This is a genomic window from Bacillus sp. LR_5, from assembly GCF_042709275.1.
In genome coordinates, this window is record NZ_JAVAXX010000045.1 from 1 (window position 1) to 20,972 (window position 20,972).

The 20,972-nt window shown below is 45.6% G+C and carries 22 protein-coding genes; 18 read left to right on the top strand and 4 right to left on the bottom strand.

Going from position 1 to position 20,972, the window contains the following annotated elements:
• From RAC86_RS12100 to paiB, 5 genes are all read left to right on the top strand, one after another.
• A partial coding sequence (locus tag RAC86_RS12100) for a NupC/NupG family nucleoside CNT transporter (RefSeq protein WP_377885676.1) occupies window positions 1–1,195 on the top strand: 1,195 nt, incomplete at its 5' end.
• A gap of 122 nt (window positions 1,196–1,317) precedes the next feature.
• Entirely contained in the window at window positions 1,318–2,172 is an 855-nt protein-coding gene (gene dapF, locus RAC86_RS12105) for a diaminopimelate epimerase (protein ID WP_061188017.1), read from the top strand.
• Between the two features lie 78 nt (window positions 2,173–2,250).
• Window positions 2,251–2,613: a HesB/IscA family protein gene (locus tag RAC86_RS12110; RefSeq protein ID WP_003222918.1), complete on the top strand. Its 363-nt coding sequence runs from the start codon at window positions 2,251–2,253 to the stop codon at window positions 2,611–2,613.
• Window positions 2,614–3,154: 541 nt separating this feature from the next.
• On the top strand, window positions 3,155–3,673 hold the full coding sequence (gene paiA / locus RAC86_RS12115) for a spermidine/spermine N(1)-acetyltransferase (protein ID WP_072182288.1): 519 nt from the start codon (window positions 3,155–3,157) through the stop codon (window positions 3,671–3,673).
• 26 nt (window positions 3,674–3,699) lie between these two features.
• Window positions 3,700–4,323 carry a protease synthase/sporulation negative transcriptional regulator PaiB gene (gene paiB, locus RAC86_RS12120; protein ID WP_061188019.1) on the top strand — a complete coding sequence of 208 codons (624 nt, stop codon included), beginning with the start codon at window positions 3,700–3,702 and terminating at the stop codon, window positions 4,321–4,323.
• Window positions 4,324–4,395: 72 nt separating this feature from the next.
• Here the strand turns inward: paiB and guaC are convergent, their stop codons facing one another.
• A complete protein-coding gene (guaC, locus tag RAC86_RS12125; RefSeq protein WP_014115023.1) occupies window positions 4,396–5,376 on the bottom strand; it encodes a GMP reductase in 981 nt (326 codons plus the stop codon).
• Window positions 5,377–5,652: 276 nt separating this feature from the next.
• Here guaC and RAC86_RS12130 point away from each other — a divergent pair, with 276 nt between their 5' ends.
• A complete protein-coding gene (locus RAC86_RS12130) occupies window positions 5,653–5,793 on the top strand; it encodes a hypothetical protein (protein ID WP_072565213.1) in 141 nt (46 codons plus the stop codon).
• A gap of 38 nt (window positions 5,794–5,831) precedes the next feature.
• Here RAC86_RS12130 and yumC read toward each other — a convergent pair whose 3' ends face one another.
• A complete protein-coding gene (gene yumC, locus RAC86_RS12135) occupies window positions 5,832–6,830 on the bottom strand; it encodes a ferredoxin--NADP reductase 2 (RefSeq protein ID WP_003220618.1) in 999 nt (332 codons plus the stop codon).
• Between the two features lie 333 nt (window positions 6,831–7,163).
• Here yumC and RAC86_RS12140 point away from each other — a divergent pair, with 333 nt between their 5' ends.
• The 4 genes from RAC86_RS12140 to spsC all read left to right on the top strand — a co-directional run bounded on the left by RAC86_RS12140 (window position 7,164) and on the right by spsC (window position 9,836).
• The gene (locus tag RAC86_RS12140) at window positions 7,164–8,384 is read left to right on the top strand and encodes an NAD(P)/FAD-dependent oxidoreductase (protein WP_041521058.1); all 1,221 of its coding nucleotides are present in this window, start codon (window positions 7,164–7,166) and stop codon (window positions 8,382–8,384) included.
• A 173-nt stretch (window positions 8,385–8,557) separates the two neighbouring features.
• Complete coding sequence (locus tag RAC86_RS12145; protein WP_003220621.1) at window positions 8,558–8,701, top strand: YuiA family protein; 144 nt, start codon at window positions 8,558–8,560, stop codon at window positions 8,699–8,701.
• Between the two features lie 52 nt (window positions 8,702–8,753).
• Window positions 8,754–9,074, top strand: coding sequence for a YuiB family protein (locus RAC86_RS12150; protein WP_014115020.1), 321 nt, complete (start codon window positions 8,754–8,756; stop codon window positions 9,072–9,074).
• Between the two features lie 105 nt (window positions 9,075–9,179).
• The gene (gene spsC, locus RAC86_RS12155) at window positions 9,180–9,836 is read left to right on the top strand and encodes a stationary phase survival protein SpsC (protein ID WP_072182286.1); all 657 of its coding nucleotides are present in this window, start codon (window positions 9,180–9,182) and stop codon (window positions 9,834–9,836) included.
• 230 nt (window positions 9,837–10,066) lie between these two features.
• Here spsC and RAC86_RS12160 read toward each other — a convergent pair whose 3' ends face one another.
• The gene (locus RAC86_RS12160) at window positions 10,067–10,543 is read right to left on the bottom strand and encodes a divergent PAP2 family protein (RefSeq protein WP_014115018.1); all 477 of its coding nucleotides are present in this window, start codon (window positions 10,541–10,543) and stop codon (window positions 10,067–10,069) included.
• Between the two features lie 157 nt (window positions 10,544–10,700).
• On the opposite strand from RAC86_RS12160, the gene RAC86_RS12165 reads away from it, so the two are divergent.
• Complete coding sequence (locus tag RAC86_RS12165) at window positions 10,701–12,203, top strand: leucyl aminopeptidase (RefSeq protein ID WP_014115017.1); 1,503 nt, start codon at window positions 10,701–10,703, stop codon at window positions 12,201–12,203.
• A 144-nt stretch (window positions 12,204–12,347) separates the two neighbouring features.
• Window positions 12,348–13,676, top strand: coding sequence for a Na+/H+ antiporter family protein (locus RAC86_RS12170; RefSeq protein WP_014115016.1), 1,329 nt, complete (start codon window positions 12,348–12,350; stop codon window positions 13,674–13,676).
• A 69-nt stretch (window positions 13,677–13,745) separates the two neighbouring features.
• Here RAC86_RS12170 and RAC86_RS12175 read toward each other — a convergent pair whose 3' ends face one another.
• A complete protein-coding gene (locus RAC86_RS12175) occupies window positions 13,746–14,348 on the bottom strand; it encodes a biotin transporter BioY (RefSeq protein WP_014115015.1) in 603 nt (200 codons plus the stop codon).
• Between the two features lie 102 nt (window positions 14,349–14,450).
• On the opposite strand from RAC86_RS12175, the gene RAC86_RS12180 reads away from it, so the two are divergent.
• The 6 genes from RAC86_RS12180 to RAC86_RS12205 all read left to right on the top strand — a co-directional run bounded on the left by RAC86_RS12180 (window position 14,451) and on the right by RAC86_RS12205 (window position 20,955).
• Window positions 14,451–15,047, top strand: a complete 597-nt coding sequence (locus tag RAC86_RS12180) for a sulfite oxidase-like oxidoreductase (protein WP_014115014.1) — start codon at window positions 14,451–14,453, stop codon at window positions 15,045–15,047.
• Window positions 15,048–15,260: 213 nt separating this feature from the next.
• A complete protein-coding gene (gene besA / locus RAC86_RS12185) occupies window positions 15,261–16,127 on the top strand; it encodes a ferri-bacillibactin esterase BesA (RefSeq protein WP_041521057.1) in 867 nt (288 codons plus the stop codon).
• A 201-nt stretch (window positions 16,128–16,328) separates the two neighbouring features.
• Window positions 16,329–17,114 carry a 2,3-dihydro-2,3-dihydroxybenzoate dehydrogenase gene (locus tag RAC86_RS12190; protein ID WP_014115011.1) on the top strand — a complete coding sequence of 262 codons (786 nt, stop codon included), beginning with the start codon at window positions 16,329–16,331 and terminating at the stop codon, window positions 17,112–17,114.
• A 25-nt stretch (window positions 17,115–17,139) separates the two neighbouring features.
• Window positions 17,140–18,339, top strand: coding sequence for an isochorismate synthase DhbC (gene dhbC, locus RAC86_RS12195; protein WP_072565212.1), 1,200 nt, complete (start codon window positions 17,140–17,142; stop codon window positions 18,337–18,339).
• 28 nt (window positions 18,340–18,367) lie between these two features.
• On the top strand, window positions 18,368–19,987 hold the full coding sequence (locus RAC86_RS12200) for a (2,3-dihydroxybenzoyl)adenylate synthase (RefSeq protein ID WP_072565211.1): 1,620 nt from the start codon (window positions 18,368–18,370) through the stop codon (window positions 19,985–19,987).
• Window positions 19,988–20,019: 32 nt separating this feature from the next.
• Window positions 20,020–20,955 carry an isochorismatase gene (locus RAC86_RS12205; RefSeq protein WP_072565210.1) on the top strand — a complete coding sequence of 312 codons (936 nt, stop codon included), beginning with the start codon at window positions 20,020–20,022 and terminating at the stop codon, window positions 20,953–20,955.
• The last annotated feature ends 17 nt before the right edge of the window (window positions 20,956–20,972 follow it).

Below are 20,972 nucleotides of genomic sequence, written 5' to 3' on the forward strand. Positions count from 1 at the left end.
GCTCGGCGCAGTTGCGATCATTGCTATCGCGTTTTTATTTTCAGAAAAGAAAAGCAATATTAAGATAAGAACCGTCATCGTTGGTTTATGTACACAGGTGGCGTTTGGATACATCGTGTTGAAATGGGAAGCGGGACGCGCTGTTTTTTTATGGTTTTCAAGCCGTGTACAGCTTCTGATTGATTATGCGAATGAAGGCATCAGCTTTATTTTTGGACCGCTTCTGAAAGTCGGCGACAGTCCGGCATTTGCATTAAGTGTACTGCCTGTTATCATTTTCTTCTCAGCACTGATTGCAGTTTTATATCATTTGAAAATTATGCAGCTCATATTCCGTGTCATTGGCGGCGGATTGTCAAAGCTCCTTGGGACAAGCCAAACGGAATCTCTTGCGGCTGCTGCTAATATTTTTGTAGGACAATCAGAATCTCCGTTAGTGATCAAACCCCTGATAGCCGGGCTGACGCGCTCTGAATTATTCACGATTATGACGAGCGGTCTATCGGCTGTTGCGGGTTCTACCTTGTTTGGGTACGCGCTTCTCGGCATTCCGATTGAATACCTGCTTGCGGCCAGCTTTATGGCTGCTCCGGCGGGTCTTGTCTTTGGTAAACTGATTATTCCCGAAACGGAAAAGCCGCAAACCGTAAAAAGCGATTTTAATATGGATGAAGGCGAAGGCGCAGCCAATGTCATTGACGCAGCTGCAAAGGGAGCGTCAACAGGTCTGCAAATTGCCTTAAACGTTGGAGCGATGCTGCTTGCGTTCGTTGCATTAATCGCCGTAGTAAATGGTATTCTCGGCGGAGTTTTCGGCTTGGTCGGTTTAAAAGGCGTCACATTAGAATCCATTCTCGGTTATGTGTTTTCCCCAATCGCCTTTTTGATTGGCGTGCCATGGCATGAAGCGTTGCAGGCGGGAAGCTATATCGGCCAAAAATTGGTGCTGAATGAGTTTGTCGCTTATTCTAACTTCGGTCCGCACATCGGCGAGTTTTCTAAGAAAACCGCTACCATTATCAGTTTCGCGTTATGCGGATTCGCCAATTTTTCGTCAATTGCAATTATGCTCGGTACGCTTGGCGGTTTAGCACCTAGCCGCCGTTCGGATATCGCACGCCTCGGCTTAAAGGCTGTTCTTGCGGGAACATTAGCCAATCTGCTTAGCGCAGCCATTGCCGGCATGTTTATATAAACAATAAAAGCTCCTTGCGACAGTGCAAGGAGCTTTTATGTATGAAAAACGGGGGATAATTGTATTGTGTCCGTTTATAATAGCTTTTATACTAAGAAAAAGAAAAAAAGTTGGAGGCACCTATGAACTCATTTCGATTTACCAAAATGCACGGCCTGGGAAACAGCTATATCTATGTGAATCAATTTGAAGAACAGCTTCCGGAAGAAAAACTGTCTGAGATTGCAGTTCAGGTTTCTTCTGTTTATACAGGGATCGGTTCCGACGGAATGATCCTAATATGCCCTTCAGATCAAGCGCCTGTCAAAATGCGCATTTTTAATAATGATGGGTCTGAAGGAAAAAACTGCGGCAACGGCCTGCGCTGCGTCGCAAAATATGCGTATGAGCATAAGCTGGTTGAGGAAACATCTTTTCTGATTGAAACCCTCTCCGGGCTTGTGAAAGCGGAGGTTCAAGTTGAAAACGGAAAAGTAAATGTGGTCACTGTCGATATGGGTGAACCGCGCCTGACAAAAGCTGAACTTCCGATGCTTGGCGGCGGAGAAGAACACACGATCAATGAAACCATGACATTTGGTGAAGCTGAACTAACAGGCACTGCTGTTTCAATGGGAAATCCCCATATCGTTTTTCCGATCGCTGACATTGAACAGGCACCCTTGACGACACTGGGGCCTGTGATTGAGAAAGATCCGAGATTTCCGGAAGGCGTCAATGTGGAATTCGTCGAAACCGTGAATGAACATGAACTGCATTTCCGCGTCTGGGAACGGGGATCAGGCATAACTCAGGCATGCGGGACAGGAGCTTGTGCAGCAGCCGTCGCATCTGTGTTAAACGGCGTATCAAAACGAAATCAGGATATTACGGTGCATTTAGCAGGCGGAGATTTGGTGATTAACTGGAAAGACAACGGCCATGTGATGATGACAGGGCCGGCAGAGACCGTTTGTGAGGGTGTCTATTTCTTGTAAAACACCTTGTTTGAGAATTGGACCAATCATGTTTATAATAAAAGACAACATCCGGTTTTTAAAAGGAGGTTCACAAAGATGAGCAACCCGGTAACAATTACAGAAGCAGCAGCTTTGCATATAAAAGATATGATGAAAGAGCATGAAGAAGAAAATGCGTTTCTGCGTGTCGGCGTCAAAGGCGGCGGCTGCAGCGGCCTTTCTTACGGCATGGGCTTTGAGCATGAAAAGGGCGAATCAGACAGCATGTTTGATCAGCACGGCATTACTGTTCTTGTTGACAAGGAAAGCCTTGATATCATGAACGGTACCGTGATTGATTATAAGCAATCCATGCTCGGCGGCGGCTTCACTATCGACAATCCAAACGCCATCGCTTCATGCGGCTGCGGTTCTTCTTTTAGAACAGCGACGAATACAGGTACGCCTGAAGAGTGCTAGGCGCTACCCGATATTTCGAGATATGAATTGATCATCTCACCTGTTTCGGAGGATTGCGTGATTGCATTCCACGATTAACCGTAAGATTGTTCATGACGCTTTTCTTAGCGATAAACCATCGTTAAGGAAAGCGTTTTTTATTATGGCGTAAAATCAGAACGATCAAGAGTTATGAGAGTTTCAGCAGATAAATTTTACTTTAACTCGACCTCCTTCATCTGTATTTTTATTGTAAATGCAACAAAATTGAGCTATATTTAACGCATGGTACTTTTATTGCATTTACAACAAAATACACGTTTGAGGAGTTGATGGTGAGGGAGATTCTTCGTGAAAGGGAGTGGTAGCAAGTGCAAACCCAGGAGTATCAAGAAAAGTTAGCTGAAATGAGATTAGTAGATCGAACAAAAGCATTTTGTACTATAAAAAAACTTTTTCCAACAGAGAAAGGAAAAATGTATTTCCATTTATAAATAGAAAAGGACTGGAAATTTAGTAAACACGAGAAACTATTGATTATATAAAGGAGCGACATTTTTAAATGACGATAAATATAAAAAAGTGCAGCCGTGAAGATTTAAAAATACTCCAAGAACTTAGTATTGAAACATTCAACGATACATTTAAAGATCAGAATTCACCTGAAAATATGAAAGCCTATTTGGAAAGTGCATTTAACGCTAAACAGTTGGAAAAGGAATTATCCAATACGTCTTCACAGTTCTTTTTTGTTTATTTTAATCATGAAGTCGCTGGATATTTAAAGGTCAACACCGATGATGCTCAGTCTGAAAAAATGGGTGATGAATCACTTGAAATCGAGAGGGTTTATATAAAGAACAGCTTTCAAAAACATGGGCTTGGCAAACATCTGCTGAATAAAGCTATAGAAATTGCGCTGGAACGTAATAAAAAGAACATTTGGCTAGGTGTATGGGAAAAAAATGAAAATGCCATTGCTTTTTATAAGAAAATGGGGTTTGTTCAGACTGGCGCCCACTCTTTTTATATGGGTGATGAAGAACAAACGGATTTAATCATGGCTAAAACACTCATATAATATTTTTCGAAGGGTGGATGATGATGATGTATATTCCAAAATATTTTAAAGTCACAAATGCGGAAGAAATTTGGAATTTTGTACAAGAAAACTCCTTTGGTACGATTGTCACAACAGAACAAGGAAAACCAATTGCCACTCATTTGCCGTTAGGATTCAATAAAAAAGGCGATCATTACTATATTACTGGGCATTTTGCTTATGGAAATTCTCAGTGGAGAACGTTTGAAGCCTGTGAAAAAGTGCTTGTCATGTTCCAGGGACCGCACGCTTATATTTCTTCTTCCTGGTATTCGCGTGAAAATGTTCCGACGTGGAATTATCAGGCTGTTCACATGTATGGAAAAGCAAGTATCCTAGAGAAAGATGAATTAGTAGAAGAATTAACAATGATGCTGGAGAAATACGAAAAACATCGTGAAAATCCTGTTTTATGGGATAAACTTTCTCCAAAACTCTTAGAAAGTGAATTGAAAGGTATCGTTGGATTTAAGATTAAGGTGGAAGACATTCAAGCGGCATATAAATTAAGCCAGAACCGAAATGAAACGGATTATATGAACATCATTGAACAGTTACAAAATGAAGAAAATCCAAATGCAAAACAAATGGCAGAACTGATGGAAAATAAATTCAAAAAGCAAATATAAGCTTACTTTGCTGAAGAAGTAGCAGAAAACGCCAACTCAAGCGGAGAACCGCTGACTTGGCGTTTTTTATTTTTAATACTTATCCCCATTAAAAATCGAATTCTTCACAATCACATAATCCACATTGCGGATGGCGTCAAGTTTCGTTCCGCCTGCATAAGAAATAGAAGATTGCAGATCCTGTTCCATTTCAATCAGCGTATCCTTAATTGAGCCTTTATGTGCCACGTGCATTTTCTTGCCTTCTACATTTTTCTTTTCGCCTTTTTGGAATTCAGAGGCTGAGCCGAAGTACTCTTTGTAGAGCTTTCCGTCTTTTTCGATCGTTTGGCCTGGTGATTCTTCGTGCCCGGCAAATAGTGAACCGATCATGACCATCGTTGCGCCGAATCTGATTGATTTTGCGATGTCTCCATGTGTACGGATGCCGCCATCCGCGATAATCGGTTTGCTGGCAGCTTTGGCACACCAGCGCAGTGCCGCTAATTGCCAGCCCCCTGTGCCGAAGCCGGTTTTGATTTTCGTAATACATACTTTTCCCGGTCCGATGCCGACCTTAGTGGCATCCGCTCCCGCATTTTCAAGTTCTCTGACCGCTTCCGGCGTTCCGACATTGCCAGCAATAACAAAGCTGTCCGGCAAATGTTTTTTTAGGTGCTGAATCATTTCAATGACAGCATTTGAGTGCCCGTGGGCAATGTCTATTGTCACGTATTCAGGAGTCAGATTTTCTTCTGCCAGCTGGCAGACAAATTCATATTCCTCTTCTTTGACGCCCACGCTGATAGAAGAGAATAATCCGCGTGCGTTCATATCTTTAATAAAATCAATTCGTGTTTCAGGTTCAAATCGGTGCATCACATAAAAGTAGCCATTTTCGGCTAATTGAATTGCTAGCTTTTCATCTATAATCGTCTGCATATTGGCAGGAACGACGGGCAATTTAAATGTACGTTCGCCTAAACGTACGGATGTATCACATTCTGAACGGCTGTTTACAATGCATTTTGCAGGAATTAGCTGAATATCTTCGTAATCAAATACGTTTTCCATGGTTTTCACTCCTAAAAACGAATATTTAAAACAATAATATATGAAATGTTCGCCTTCTATAATGTACTCTGTTTTATTTAGGATGTCAAACGTTTTTATTTGCTGGCATGTACTTCAAGTGTCGAAGCTTGTCATGCTCGGTGAGTTTGGGTATCATAGTCTTAACGAAAAGTCTTAGAGAGCGGATTAAAACGCGAATGATATACGTTCAGCAAAGCTTGGTCGTTCAGCACCAGGCTTTCTTTATGAGATGGACATGTGAAAGGAGCGAATCAAATGACTCAAAACGAAGGAAAAACACCGAAGTCCCAAAAGATCCAAGACCGCATTATCATGACAATGATCTGGATCGTCGCAGCACTTGTGATTGCGCTGGTTCTTGGAACTGCGATGAATTATATAAATATCTTCAAATAAAAAAGGAGCTGTGTCGCTGACACAAACTCCTTTTTTTATTACTTATTTTCAAAAAGACTTGTTGAGTGAAGAGGCTGTACGCGGGCTTTCGGATCCATGTAAGCTTTGGCGTTGTTCACTGCTGTCGGTGCCTCGCCGAAGCCGCTTGCGATCAGGTTGACTTTTCCTTCGTATGTGCAAATGTCACCTGCGGCAAAGAAGCCTTCGATGTTTGTTTCCATTGTTGATTTGACAACAATAGAATTTTTCTCGATGTCCAGACCCCAGTTTTTGATCGGGCCAAGAGATGAAACGAAACCGTAGTTGACGATTAAGTCATCGATTTCTAAAATCTCTTTGCGATCGCCTTTGACTTCTTCAAGCACAAGCTGTTCAATTTTGTCTTCCCCGATCAGCTCCGCAGGGACGAATGGTGTCAGGACATTAACCTTCGACGCATGAAGGTTTTCCACACTGTGCTCGTGCGCGCGGAACTTATCGCGGCGGTGAATGATGGATACTTCTTTTGCGATCGGCTCAAGCATAAGCGCCCAGTCAACCGCTGAATCTCCTCCGCCAAGGATCGCAACGCGTCTGCCGGCGAATTTTTGCAAATCGTCAACGAAGTAGTGAAGGTTTTTGCCTTCATACTGCTCGGCATTTTCAAGTTCCAGCTTTCTCGGTTTGAATGCGCCGTTTCCTGCAGTGATGATGACTGTTTTAGAATAGTGAGTTTCTTCATTTGTCACAAGCTTAAATACGCCGTCCGCTTGTTTTTCAACAGATTCAACCGCTTGCTCCAGACAAATGGTTTGGTCGAATTTCGCCATTTGCTCTTTTAGGTTATTGATAAGCTCTTGTGCGCGGATTTTCGGGAATCCCGCTACATCGTATATATATTTCTCAGGGTATAGGGCGCTAAGCTGTCCGCCGAGCTGAGGCAGGCTTTCGATAATTTTGACGCTTGCCTGTCTCATGCCTCCGTAAAAAGCGGTGAATAAGCCGACCGGTCCCCCGCCTATAATTGTAATATCATAAACCTTTGTATCCTCTCGCATACGAAAAATGCCTCCTAAATGAAAATTGTTATTAATTATACCATATTGCCGTTCAAATTGACGAGTCAGCAGAAAAAATCGTGAGTGTATCGCGTGCGCATCCATTCTTGAAAATATTTCCGCAGGCCGATACGATGATAACCAAATGATTTGATCTTTTTCTGAATGTTTCCTGGGCCAGCCGGATAAATATGATAGTAGTGCTATGCGCGTGAGGACTTCACAAAAAACTTTTCAATATATTTCATAAAATCCCGCCAATAAGCTGAAGCTAACACAAATGATGTTTTTATTATGCGTCTAACAAAAGCAAAAAAAGAGAAGGTGGATGTGATGGCATTGAATAAGCCCAAAATCGTGATTTTAGGTGCAGGATATGGCGGATTGATGACGGTAACTAGGCTGACAAAGTTTGTCGGGCCGAATGATGCTGATATTACGCTTGTGAATAAACACAATTATCATTATGAAACGACATGGATGCATGAAGCGAGCGCGGGTACGCTCCATCATGACCGCTGCCGTTATCAGATAAAAGATGTAATCAACCAGTCGCGGGTCAATTTTGTACAGGATACCGTAAAGGCAATCAAAACTGATGAGAAAAAAGTTGTGCTTGCGAATGGAGAGCTGCAGTACGATTATTTAGTCATCGGACTCGGCGCGGTGCCCGAAACGTTCGGTATTAAAGGTTTGAAAGAATATGCGTTTCCGATTGCCAACATCAACACGTCGCGTCTGCTGCGGGAACATATTGAGCTGCAGTTTGCGACTTATCATACGGAAGCGGAAAAACGGCCGGACAGGTTAACGATCGTTGTAGGCGGAGCCGGATTTACGGGAATTGAATTTCTCGGTGAGCTGGCAGCCCGCGTGCCTGAGCTCTGCAAGGAGTATGACGTTGATAGGGGTCTCGTCCGCATTATTTGTGTAGAAGCAGCGCCGACCGTTTTGCCTGGCTTTGATCCTGAGCTTGTTGATTACGCCGTACATTATCTAGAGGAAAATGGAGTTGAGTTCAAGATCGGCACGGCTGTACAAGAATGTACACCGGAAGGAGTCAGAGTCGGCAAAAAAGATGAAGAACCAGAGCAAATCAAATCGCAAACCGTTGTATGGGCAGCAGGTGTCCGCGGCCATCCGATTGTGGAGGAAGCCGGTTTTGAAAATATGCGCGGCCGGGTCAAAGTCAATCCTGACCTTCGCGCACCCGGACATGACAACGTCTTCATTCTCGGTGACAGCTCGCTATTTATGAATGAAGATACGGAGCGCCCGTATCCGCCGACGGCGCAAATTGCGATGCAGCAGGGAATAACGGTTGCTAAGAATCTTGGCAGGCTCATTAAAGGCGGAGAGCTTGAGGAATTCAAGCCGGACATTAAAGGAACGGTGGCTTCTCTTGGCGAACATAACGCGGTAGGGGTCGTTTATGGCAGAAAGCTGAAAGGCACACCGGCTTCGTTTATGAAAAAAGTCATCGATAACCGCTCGCTGTTTTTGATCGGCGGACTCGGACTGACGCTAAAAAAAGGCAAGTTCAAGTTTTTCTAAAAACCCGCGGAAGCGGGTTTTCTTTATTAAAAAACGCTAAAATTAAAAGATAACGCGAGGAAAACAAGTATGTTTCCGCTTACATCAAAAGATTTGTCACATGATCTGACTTTATTGTTGACAGCTTGATATGATATATTATCAGAAAATTAAGAAAAAAGGGTGATGATCAGATGAAAACTGCAACGACAACCGCTTCACATGCATGCCCATTTTGCTCAGGGAAAGGGTATTTTCAATTGATCCTCGGTGGTTCAGAAACTTGTCCGTCTTGCCAGGGGACAGGAAAAGACAATCATTCTTTTTCCAGCCGTTGACTTTATTTCAGCCCCCGCGTTACACTAAAAATAACGCAGGGGGTGGGATAGGTTGATTAGTCTGCCAGTCGTAATCATCTCAATTGTTTTATTTTTTGTCTTGTTTTTTGGAATCGGTTTCTTATTAAACATGCTGCTGAGAATGTCTTGGATTATGGCTGTGATTTATCCGATTGTATGCCTTTTCATTATTAGCAAGGAAAGGCTGGTCAGCTATATCCAGTCGCCGGGAGAATCCTTTGCTGGCCTGTTTCATCGTATCGTATCATTAGCGGCTGCTGATGTGCTGATTTTAGCCAGCGGTTTGGCTGGCGCCATCGTGTCCGGTATAGCGATCAACATGCTCAGAAAAAGAGGATATCAAATGTTTTAAATGCCGCTTTCTTCTAAAGAAAGCTTTTTTTTTGTGCTTTCTGTTCATTCGCCATTTTGAATATTGCTCTCTCCAATTGGGAACAATGATTCGGAGGAGAGGTGAATGATGTTGAATATGATCAGACGTTTGCTGATGACCTGTTTATTTCTGCTTGCATTTGGCACGACATTTTTATCAGTGTCAGGAATCGAAGCGAAGGACTTGTCAAAATGGGTGCAGGAACATCAAGAAAAGCACTTGAAGCATGCAGGACTGACATTAAAAGCATTGCAGCAGAAAAAAACACAAACCATGTCAGCGGACAAGGATAAAACAAAACCGTTAGAAGAAGCATTTGACTGGGACGAGTATCCGGTCCAAAGAGTAACAGCAACAGGCTACACAGCAGGAGTTGAATCGACGGGAAAAAAGCCCGGCGATCCATTATACGGGCTTACATATTCAGGTGTGAAAGTGAAACGGGATTTGTACTCCACGGTTGCCGCTGATCCGTCCGTTTTTCCGATCGGCACGATTTTATTCATTCCGAACTACGGTCTCGGAGTTGTGGCCGACACAGGATCAGCTATTAAGGGAAACCGCCTTGATCTGTACTTTGATACCGTCAAAGATGTGTACAATGAGTGGGGCAAAAAAACCCTTGATGTATATGTGATTAAAAAGGGAACGGGAAAGGTCACCGAGGATGAGCTTGAGAAGCTCAATGAAACAAAATCTTTGCAGGTGTTCAGAAATCAATATAAAACTGTAAAAGAATAAAACGCTCCAGCGGAAGCAGGAGCGTTCAGCGTGTTGACAAACCCTCGCATTCGTTGTCAGGCCTGTGCGTCGGTGCTCACGAATTAGAACATTCGCTGTGCTCCGATGCTCGCCCTTCCTAGACTTCAAGGGTTTTCAATCACGCTGAAAAGATGACAAAATCCTAAAACTTAAATCGTTTTAGGATTTTGTCAACAATCTGAGCGCTCCAGCCATGGCTGGAGCGTTTTTTACATGAAAAAGTAAGCGAGTATCAATGTTAGTAAAATACCTGTTAAGCCTCCGAAAAAAACCTCGATTGGCTGATGTCCGAGAAGCTCTTTCAGCTTTTTTTGCTTTTCTTTATTTTCAGCCTTCGGGAAGTCCTTTGCTTCATTTACGAAGCGGTTAAAATCAATGACAAGCTTATTGATGACTGTTGCCTGCTCACCGGCGTGACGTCTGACACCAGTAGCGTCAAACATGGTAATGACGGCGAAAATGGCGGAAACCGCAAAGAGAGAGGAGCCTAAACCATGATCCAAAGCGATGCCTGTAGAAAGTGCGGTGACCGCCGCGGAGTGAGAGCTCGGCATGCCGCCTGTGCTTGTGACCAGCGACCAGTCCAGTTTTCTGGACACGATAAACTGAATGGGCACTTTGATGACCTGAGCAAAAATAATCGCGGCCAGGCTTGATAATAAAGGGAAATTCGTTAAAAGTTCCATAGGCGACATCCTTTCTATTTAAAAAATCCTTCGTGTTTCAAAAGAAAAAAGCAAGTCTTAGACTGTTGTTTGATAAAATAAGTGTAATGGAAAGAATGTTTTTCCTATTATACCATTGTTCATTACAAATACCCATTACGTTAGGAGTGTAAGCCTCATGTTTTATGCGGTTCAGCAATTAGAGCATACAGAAACCCTTGTGGTCGGGCTTTTTCAAAAAAGCCAGTTGACAGGCAAAGCATTGGAAATTGATGAAATGCTGGAAGGCCATCTGACACAGCTTTTAAAAGATGGTGATGTCTCTTCGAAACCGAATCAAGTATCAAAAGTATTCCCTCCATCTTCTGCGGGTATGAAACGGATTTATTTCGTTGGTCTGGGGAGAGAAGCAAATTATTCGTTTGAACAGGTGAAGGAACGTTTTGCCCATGTTTTTCAAGCCATTCACAATGACCGAAAACAAGAAGCAGCAGTCCTGCTTGACACGTTTATTTCGGAAGACGTACCTCCAGCCGATGCCGCTCATGCTTTAGCTGAGAGCTGCCTGCTTGCGTCCTATGAGGTGCAGGATTATAAGCACAAATCAAATGAGCCTGACAAACAAATTGAAGCTGTGTATGCCGTCACAGATGAAGATATACAAGAAGTGCAGGCGGGACTTCGCGTCGGCCAGGCATACGGGCAAGGGGCAAATTCGGCTAGAACGCTTGTAAATATGCCGGGAAACATGCTGACAGCGACTGACCTCGCTTCTTATGCAGAAGAGCTTGCGGCGAAATATGATTTTGAGTGTGAGATATTAGAGAAATCAGAGATGGAAGAGCTCGGTATGGGCGGGATACTTGCAGTAAACCAAGGCTCGACCGAACCCCCAAAAATGATTGTTTTGAAGTACCAGGGCAAAAAGGATTGGGAAGACGTCGTCGGACTTGTCGGAAAAGGGATTACCTTTGACACAGGTGGCTATTCCATTAAAACGAAATCTGGAATTGTCGGCATGAAATCTGATATGGGAGGAGCAGCTGCGGTTCTCGGTGCTATGGAAACCATCGGAGAGCTTCGTCCCGAGCAAAACGTGCTGGCTGTTATTCCGTCAACCGATAATATGATCTCCGGCGGGGCGATGAAGCCTGATGATGTCATCGTATCATTAAGCGGAAAAACAATTGAAATCCTCAATACGGATGCTGAAGGAAGGCTTGTGCTAGCAGATGGCATTACATACGCGAAACAGCATGGCGCGTCAGTTCTTGTTGATGTGGCTACGCTTACCGGCGGCGTCGTTGTGGCATTAGGAACAGAAACGACTGGCGCTATGACAAATGATCAAAGCTTTTATCAGCAGGTAGCTGATGCTGCACAAGAGTGCGGCGAGGCGATCTGGCAGCTGCCGATAACAGAGAAGGATAAAAAGCGTGTGAAAAGCAGCCAAATGGCGGATCTCAGCAATTCGCCGGGACGTGAAGGACATGCGATTATGGCAGGAACGTTTCTTGGTGAATTTGCTGAAACAACGCCTTGGGTTCATCTTGATATTGCGGGCACAGCTACTTCCAATAAAGCAACCTGCTTCGGGCCGTCCGGGGCTACCGGCGTAATGGCCAGAACACTGGCCACACTTGCGGAACGATTTACATTGGAAGAAGATAAAAGCGAATAATGTGAAATCCCTGCTGCGGAATGCAGCGGGGATTTTTTCTTCTAAAATCTTTAGTTGACTAAAGTGCATCGGTTATGATAAGATACGTTCGTACTTTATTTATCTACTACATTAGCAAACTAAAGGATTTTTTGGAGGGTTATCATGAATGCAGTCGTCATCGCAGTGCTGCTTATGCTTGTTTTAAGCTTGCTGCGTGTTAATATTGTTATCGCATTAATTATAGGTGCCTTGGCCGGCGGGTTAACAGGCGGGCTCGGGCTTGGCGAAACGGTTAAAGCTTTTACGGACGGGCTTGGCGGAAATGCTACCGTTGCAGTCAGCTATGCCATGCTTGGCGCGTTTGCTGCGGCTTTAACGAAAACGGGTCTTCCGGACGCAATGGTGGAAGCCTCCGTTAAATTAATCGGAAATAAAGAAGACACCCGCAAAAAAGCACTGTCCAAAGTGCTGATTGTGCTTATTATTTTAATCATATCTTGTTTTTCGCAAAACGTGGTTCCGGTTCACATCGCATTTATCCCGGTGCTGATTCCGCCTCTTTTGAAAATCTTTAATGAACTTGAAATGGACCGCCGTCTGATCGCGTGTGTGATTACATTCGGTTTAACGGCACCTTATATTTTAGTGCCGGTTGGTTTCGGCCAAATCTTCCAGGGGATGCTGAAGGACAATATGGCGGATGCCGGATTAAACGTATCTCTCGGTGATATTCCTTACGCCTTAATGATCCCGGTTGCAGGTATGGTTGTAGGTCTGATTTTATCAATCATCGTGTTTCGTAAACCGAAAACATACGAAACAAAAGAAATATCTGGTGCGAATGCTTCTCCATATACGAAAAAAAGCCTGGCTATCGCGGTGCTTGCCATCGCAGTGTCACTCGGCGTCCAGCTCTACTTATCTCAGACATTGGGAGTAGAAGGGATGATTATGGGAGCGCTGGCAGGTCTGATTATCCTGTTTGTCAGCGGTGTGATGAAGCGTGATGAAGCGGACTCACTGATTACTGACGGAATGGTTTTAATGGCCTTTATCGGTTTTGTCATGCTCGTTGCAGCCGGATTTTCAAATGTATTGACGAAAACCGGAGATGTCGAGTCACTGGTTAAAACAGCAGCTGGCATTATGGGGCACAGTCAGTTAGTGGGCGCATTGCTGATGCTTATTGTCGGCTTGTTCATTACAATGGGAATCGGATCTTCTTTTGCGACGATTCCAGTGATCACAACGATCTTTGTGCCTCTTTGCATGCAGCTCGGATTCAGCCCGATGGCAACGGTTGCGATTATCGGAGCGGCTGCTGCGCTTGGCGATGCCGGTTCACCTGCCAGCGACAGCACACTTGGGCCGACTTCAGGTTTAAGTGCAGACGGCCAGCATCACCACATTTGGGATACTTGTGTGCCGACATTTTTATTTTATAATATCCCGCTTATCATCTTTGGCTGGGTTGCGGCGCTTGTTTTATAGGAAAAAGGCTCCCCTTTACTGGGGAGCCTTTTCTCGTTATGATAAAAAAACCGTCCAATAGAACGGTTTTTACGTGGATGATATGTGATTTCTGTTAAAGCCAGTTGCTTTATGAATTGAGCGGTAGATCGCAGGTGCGATAAACGCCAGTACCACAGCCATCGCCGTGTCTTTTACCATAAACCAAGTCATAAAGCCCCAAGCCGTGCCGTAGCTCACTGGCGTATGAATCCACAGCTTCAGTGCAAGATACATATAGGTAGTCCCGATGATATACATGATGGCTGTTCCAATAAGAGAAGCAGTCAGAAATCGGATTTTACTCGGCTGAATTTTGCGTTCTAAGAACCATCCAGCTGCAAATGCTGCAGGGATGTAGGAGATAATAAACCCGCCGCTTTTTCCCGCAAACGGTGCGAAGCCTGCTGAAAATTGAGCAAACACAGGTGCTCCGGCCAATCCGACAAGTGCATATACAATCATGGCAATACCTGCTCGTTTGCTGCCGAGAAGCATGGCTGCCAAGAGACAGAAAAACGGCTGCATTGACAGCGGAATGCCGGCTACTTGTAAAAAGGGTGCCACTGATGTAATGTTGGCGCCGACAGCCATAAGTGCGGCGAACATGCCGATCAGCGCCATATCGCCCGCACGAAGTTTATGTTGTTTCATTGTTGTTCCCCCTTAGGTTTACATACACAATCATAGAGTAATAAAGAACGGAAATATTGTCAACATAAACTGAAATAAGGTTAACAAAAAGGAGGGTTCTGTATGTATTTCGGAAAAACAAAACAATCCGATCAATCTGGGAGAGTCCCGCCAAACCAAAACGTCACAACCTCATTTCCTGTGCTTCATACGGGAAATGTACCGTATTACGAGGATATGGCTAAATGGAATCTTCAAGTATACGGATTGGTTGACCATCCGATGCTGCTAAGCTTTGAAGATGTCAAAGCCTTTCCTCAGTACGAATCGAAAAATGACATCCATTGCGTCACTGGCTGGTCAAGGCTTGATAATGTATGGCAAGGCGTGCGGGCTCGTGATATAGCGGAAAAAGCGGGTGTAAAAGAAGAAGCGGGCTACGTCATTTTACATGCGGAAGAGGGCTGGACGACCAATCTGCCGCTTGCTGATTTTTTGGCTGAAACTTCACTTTTGGCTTATGCGCATAATGGCGCCCCTTTAACGCCTGAACATGGCTTCCCGCTGCGGGGCGTGTTTCCGCATCTATATTTTTGGAAAAGCGCCAAGTGGCTGCGCGGCATCCAATTTACGAAAGAGAATCACCCCGGTTTTTGGGAGCAGAACGGCTATCACATGAGAGGCGATCCTTGGCAAAATCAAAGGTTTACATGGGATTAAGGTTCTATTTCAAGTAGGATAATCTGCATCTTTATCAGGTTTTTATTTCCATATTGATAGTCTTCAGGTACCTTATTTGATGAAGGTGCCTTTTTTATTTAGGAAAAAGTTGACTTTCTCTGGAAGAAAACCTATTATTTGAGGTGTCTAGTTGATAGTGAAAATCATTATCATATATTGTGATTTAGTTTAAGGAGAGGAATGTCGTACTGCATGAATGAGAAAACAGATCGGGCGAAAGGCGGGACACAAAACGCATTTACCATTCCTGGTACGGAAGTGCGTATGATGTCTTCACGCAATGAAAACCGTGCCTATCAAATTTTTATCTCGAAACCGAATACGCCGCCGCCGCCCGCTGGTTATCCGGTTATTTATCTGCTGGATGCCAATTCTGTCTTCGGAACGATGGCGGAAGCCGTTCGAATACAGGGGCGCCGTCCTGAAAAAACCGGGGTGATCCCTGCTGTGATCGTCGGCATTGGCTATGAGACAGAAGGACCGTTCTCCTCAGCGCGTCACCGGGATTTTACAATGCCGACAGCTCAATCGAAGCTGCCAAAAAGGCCCGACGGAAAAGATTGGCCGGAGCATGGCGGAGCAGAGGGCTTTTTCAGATTTATTGAAGAGGATCTAAAACCGCAGATAGAACGAGATTACCAGATCGACAGCAACAGACAAACGATCTTTGGTCACTCACTTGGCGGGCTGTTCGTGCTGCAGGTGCTGTTAACAAAGCCGGGTGCGTTTCAAACCTATATCGCGGGAAGTCCGTCCATTCATTGGAATAAACCGTTTATTCTCGAGAAAGCGGACCATTTCGTCTCACGCTTCAAGGAAAACAATCAGCCTATCAATCTTTTGATTGCGGCAGGAGAATTGGAGCAGCACCATAAAAGCCGGATGAACGATAATGCGAGGGAGCTTTACGAGCGGCTGGCCGTTTTATCTGAACAAGGCATACGGGCAGAATTTTGTGAGTTTTCAGGAGAAGGACATATTTCGGTTCTTCCTGTTTTGGTCAGCCGGGCGCTGCGTTTTGCGCTTCACCCTGACGGACCGCATATTTCAATGGGCTGAGACATTCTCAGCCTTGCTTCTAAAAATAAAATATTAGTCACTGAAATTATATTTGACTGTCACATGACAATTGGATATGATTATTTTTATAATTGATAATGATAATCATTATCAATAAATTGCGTTTTTCTTTTCAAGACGCAACAGTCTTTTTCGCTGGATGTCAGTACGGCATCTGAAGCGAAGAAAGGAATTGATGACATGAATGCAATGGGTATAAAGGGCAAAATTGCTTTTATAACAGGGGCTGCCCAAGGGATAGGTGAAGCTGTTGCGCGGAAGCTTGCCGATCAAGGCGCACACATTGCGGCAGTTGATTATAATCCTGAAAAGCTGGAAAAGGTTGTGAGCAGCCTCAAAGCGGAAGGTTGCCGTGCGGAAGCCTTTCCCGCGGATGTGAGAGACAGCGCGGCGATTGACGAAATCACGGCGCGTATCGAACGTGAAATGGGGCCGATCGATATTTTGGTGAATGTAGCGGGTGTCCTTCGCCCGGGATTGATCCATTCACTCAGTGACGAAGAATGGGAGGCCACGTTTTCGGTGAATTCGACTGGTGTATTTAACGCCTCGCGTTCAGTCAGCAAATATATGATGGACCGGAGATCGGGTTCGATTGTAACGGTCGGATCGAATGCTGCCGGTGTGCCGAGGACATCAATGGCGGCATATGCCTCTTCAAAGGCTGCGGCTGTGATGTTTACGAAATGCCTTGGCCTTGAGCTTGCAGAATATAATATTCGCTGCAATATTGTGTCTCCCGGATCAACGGAAACAGACATGCAGTGGTCATTATGGGCCGATGAAAACGGAGCGGAGCAAGTCATAAAAGGATCACTTGAGACATTTAAAACAGGCATCCCGCTCAAAAAACTGGCTCAGCCTTCGGATATTGCGAATGCCGTGCTCTTTTTGGTTTCTGGCCAAGCAGGGCATATTACGATGCATAATTTATGCGTAGATGGCGGCGCGACCTTAGGCGTGTAACTCATTTTAAAGGAGGTTCATGAGAATGTTGGAACAAAACGTTATATCACAAACAAAAGCGGAGCATTTGCTTCATGAGTATCAGCCGGGGGCTTTTTTCTTAGCTTCTCCTCACCGCGTACTGTTAGCGAAAGGCATATGTGAAATCGTACCGGAAGCAGACGGGCAAAACCAACTAAAAACCCTTTCTGGCCGTATTGCAGAGACGCTGAATCAAGCAAAGCAATCAGGGCAAAGCCGTCCGCTTGTTGTCGGAGCTGTTCCTTTTGATCATGTAAAAGCAGCTCGGCTCGTTGTTCCTGAAGATGTGCGCTGGTCAGGACCGCTACAATTTGATCATGCGGAGAAGGAACAGCAGCAGCCTGAGCATACATACCACATAGAACCTGTTCCTGCACCAGAGGGGTATAAAAATGGTGTCGAACAAGGACTGGCACGCATTGCCGATGGGACTCTCAGCAAGATCGTCCTGTCCAGATCGCTGCATTTGACATCGTCTGAACCGATTCAGACGGATGAACTGCTTCGCCATTTGGCGCAGCATAACACACATGGCTACACGTTTGCCGCGGACGTGTCCAGCGAAGCGGAAACGCCTTCCCGCCGAACATTGCTTGGTGCAAGTCCGGAGCTTCTCGTTTCAAGAATGGGAACTCAGGTCGTTTCCAATCCATTAGCCGGCTCAAGGCCTCGCAGTAACGATCCTGCTGAAGACCAGCGCCGGGCTGATGAATTGCTTTCTTCCGCAAAGGATCTCCACGAACACGCGGTTGTAGCTGACGCGGTTGCGGCAGCGCTGCGGCCTTTCTGCCGGACGCTGGATGTACCGGAAAAGCCTTCACTCATCAAAACGGAGACGATGTGGCATCTGTCCAGCGTGATTAAGGGAGAGCTTTCCGATTCGTCTGTGACCGCACTGGAATTGGCAGCGGCGCTCCATCCGACGCCGGCCGTCTGCGGAACACCGACTGACCTTGCAAGAGAAGCGATTCTCAGCATTGAACCGTTTGACCGGGGTTTCTTTACGGGCATGGTCGGCTGGTGTGACGATGCTGGTGACGGAGAATGGATCGTGACGATCCGTTGTGCAGAGGCAGAAGAACGCTCACTCCGCCTGTATGCAGGAGCTGGTGTTGTTGCCGGGTCAAAACCCGAGGACGAGCTCCAGGAGACATCCGCGAAGTTTCGGACAATGCTGCGGGCAATGGGCGTGAATCACATATGATCAGAATGAATTGCTGGAGGGATACAACATGCTGAATGGATTTACTCCTTGGCCTGAAGAGTTAGCTGAGGCATATCGGAAGAACGGCTGCTGGGCGGGCGAGACGTTTGGAGATTTGTTAAGGGACCGGGCTGCTAAACATGGCGATCGCATTGCAATTACATGCGGAAACACCCATTGGAGCTATCAGGAGCTTGACACAAGGGTTGATCGCCTGGCTGCCGGTTTTCAGAAGCTCGGCATTCAACAGATGGATCGTGTCGTGGTGCAGCTGCCGAATATCGCAGAGTTTTTTGAAGTCATTTTCGCACTCTTCCGTTTGGGGGCGCTTCCGGTTTTCGCACTGCCTTCTCATCGAAGCAGTGAAATTACATATTTTTGCGAGTTTGCTGAAGCGGCTGCTTATATTATTCCCGACTCTTATTCCGGTTTTGACTACCGTTCACTTGCCAGACAGGTTCAAAGCAAACTGCCATCTTTAAAACATGTCATTGTCGCAGGTGAGGCAGAGGAATTTTTGCCACTGGAGGCTTTGCATACAGAACCTGTAAAACTGCCTGAAGTCAAATCTTCTGATGTGGCGTTCCTTCAGCTTTCTGGAGGAAGCACCGGCTTATCAAAACTGATCCCGCGGACTCACGATGACTACATATACAGTCTGCGGCGGAGTGCAGAGGTTTGCTGGCTCGACCACAGCACGGTGTACTTGGCAGCATTGCCGATGGCGCATAATTATCCGCTGAGCTCGCCCGGGGTACTCGGCGTGTTATACGCCGGAGGAAGAGTGGTATTATCTCCTTCTCCAAGTCCTGACGATGCATTTCCCTTGATTGAACGGGAACAAGTCACGATTACCGCTCTTGTTCCGCCCCTTGCAATGGTATGGATGGATGCGGCATCCTCACGCGATGACGATCTGTCCAGCCTTCAAGTGCTGCAGGTCGGCGGCGCCAAGTTCAGTGCTGAAGCTGCGCGCAAGGTTAAAGCTGTATTCGGCTGCACGCTGCAGCAGGTGTTCGGAATGGCAGAGGGTCTCGTCAATTATACGAGACTGGATGACCCTGAGGAAGTCATTGTCAACACCCAAGGAAAACCGATGTCCCCATATGATGAAGTACGTGTTTGGGATGATCAGGATCGTGACGTAAAACCTGGTGAAACAGGGCATCTGCTGACACGGGGGCCGTACACGATTCGGGGTTACTATAAAGCAGAAGAGCACAATGCTGCTTCTTTTACTGAGGACGGTTTTTACCGCACGGGTGATATCGTCAGGCTGACATCAGACGGCTATATTGTTGTTGAAGGCAGGGCGAAGGATCAAATTAACCGCGGGGGAGAAAAAGTGGCGGCTGAAGAGGTAGAAAATCATCTTCTGGCGCATCCGGCTGTCCATGATGCCGCAATGGTCTCAATGCCTGACCAATTTCTTGGCGAAAGATCTTGTGTGTTCATTATTCCCCGGGATGAAGCCCCGAAAGCCGCAGAGCTCAAAGCTTTTTTGAGAGAGCGCGGACTGGCGGCATACAAAATCCCTGATCGCATTGAATTTGTCGAATCCTTTCCGCAGACAGGGGTAGGAAAAGTCAGCAAAAAAGCGCTTCGTGAAGCCATTGCCGAGAAGCTTCTTGCAGGATCAAAAAAATAAAACAAACAACAATTTGAGAGGGAGTGTTCTAAATGGCTATACCTGCCATTCAGCCGTATCAAATGCCGACGGTGTCTGATATGCCACAAAACAAAGTTACATGGGTGCCTGGTCCAAATCGGGCAGTTCTGTTAATACACGATATGCAAAACTATTTTGTCGATGCTTTCACAGCGGGAGCCTCTCCGGTGACAGAGCTTTCAGCAAATATACGGAAGCTGAAGGATCAATGTGCTCAGCTTGGGATTCCTGTTGTCTATACTGCGCAGCCGGGAAGCCAAAATCCGGCTGATCGGGCGCTACTGACAGACTTTTGGGGTCCGGGATTAAACAGCGGCCCTTATGAGGAGAAAATTATAACCGAGCTGGCACCGGAAGATGCTGATCTTGTGCTGACAAAATGGAGATACAGCGCGTTTAAGAGAACGAATCTGCTGGAGATTATGCGCAAAGAGGGACGCGATCAGCTGATCATTTCCGGGATTTACGCCCATATTGGCTGTCTCGTTACAGCATGTGAAGCATTTATGGAGGATATCGAAGCCTTTTTTGTGGGAGATGCAGTTGCTGATTTTTCATTAGAAAAACATCAAATGGCGCTGGACTATGCGGCTGGCCGCTGTGCGTTTACCGTGATGACTGACAGTCTTCTCGATCAGCTGAAGAATGCGCCGGCAGACGCTCAAAAAACGTCAGTAAACACTGGCAAAGAAGTGTTTACATGTGAGAATATCCGTAAACAAATTGCTGAGCTTCTTCAAGAAACACCTGAAGATATTACAGATCAAGAGGATTTGCTCGACCGGGGGCTTGATTCGGTAAGGATCATGACATTGGTAGAACAATGGCGCCGTGAAGGAGCCGAGGTGACATTCGTGGAACTGGCTGAACGCCCGACGATCGAAGAATGGCAGAAACTGCTCACAACCCGCAGCCAGCAAGTGCTGCCAAACGCGGATTATTTATAAAAGGAGGGTAAACAAAC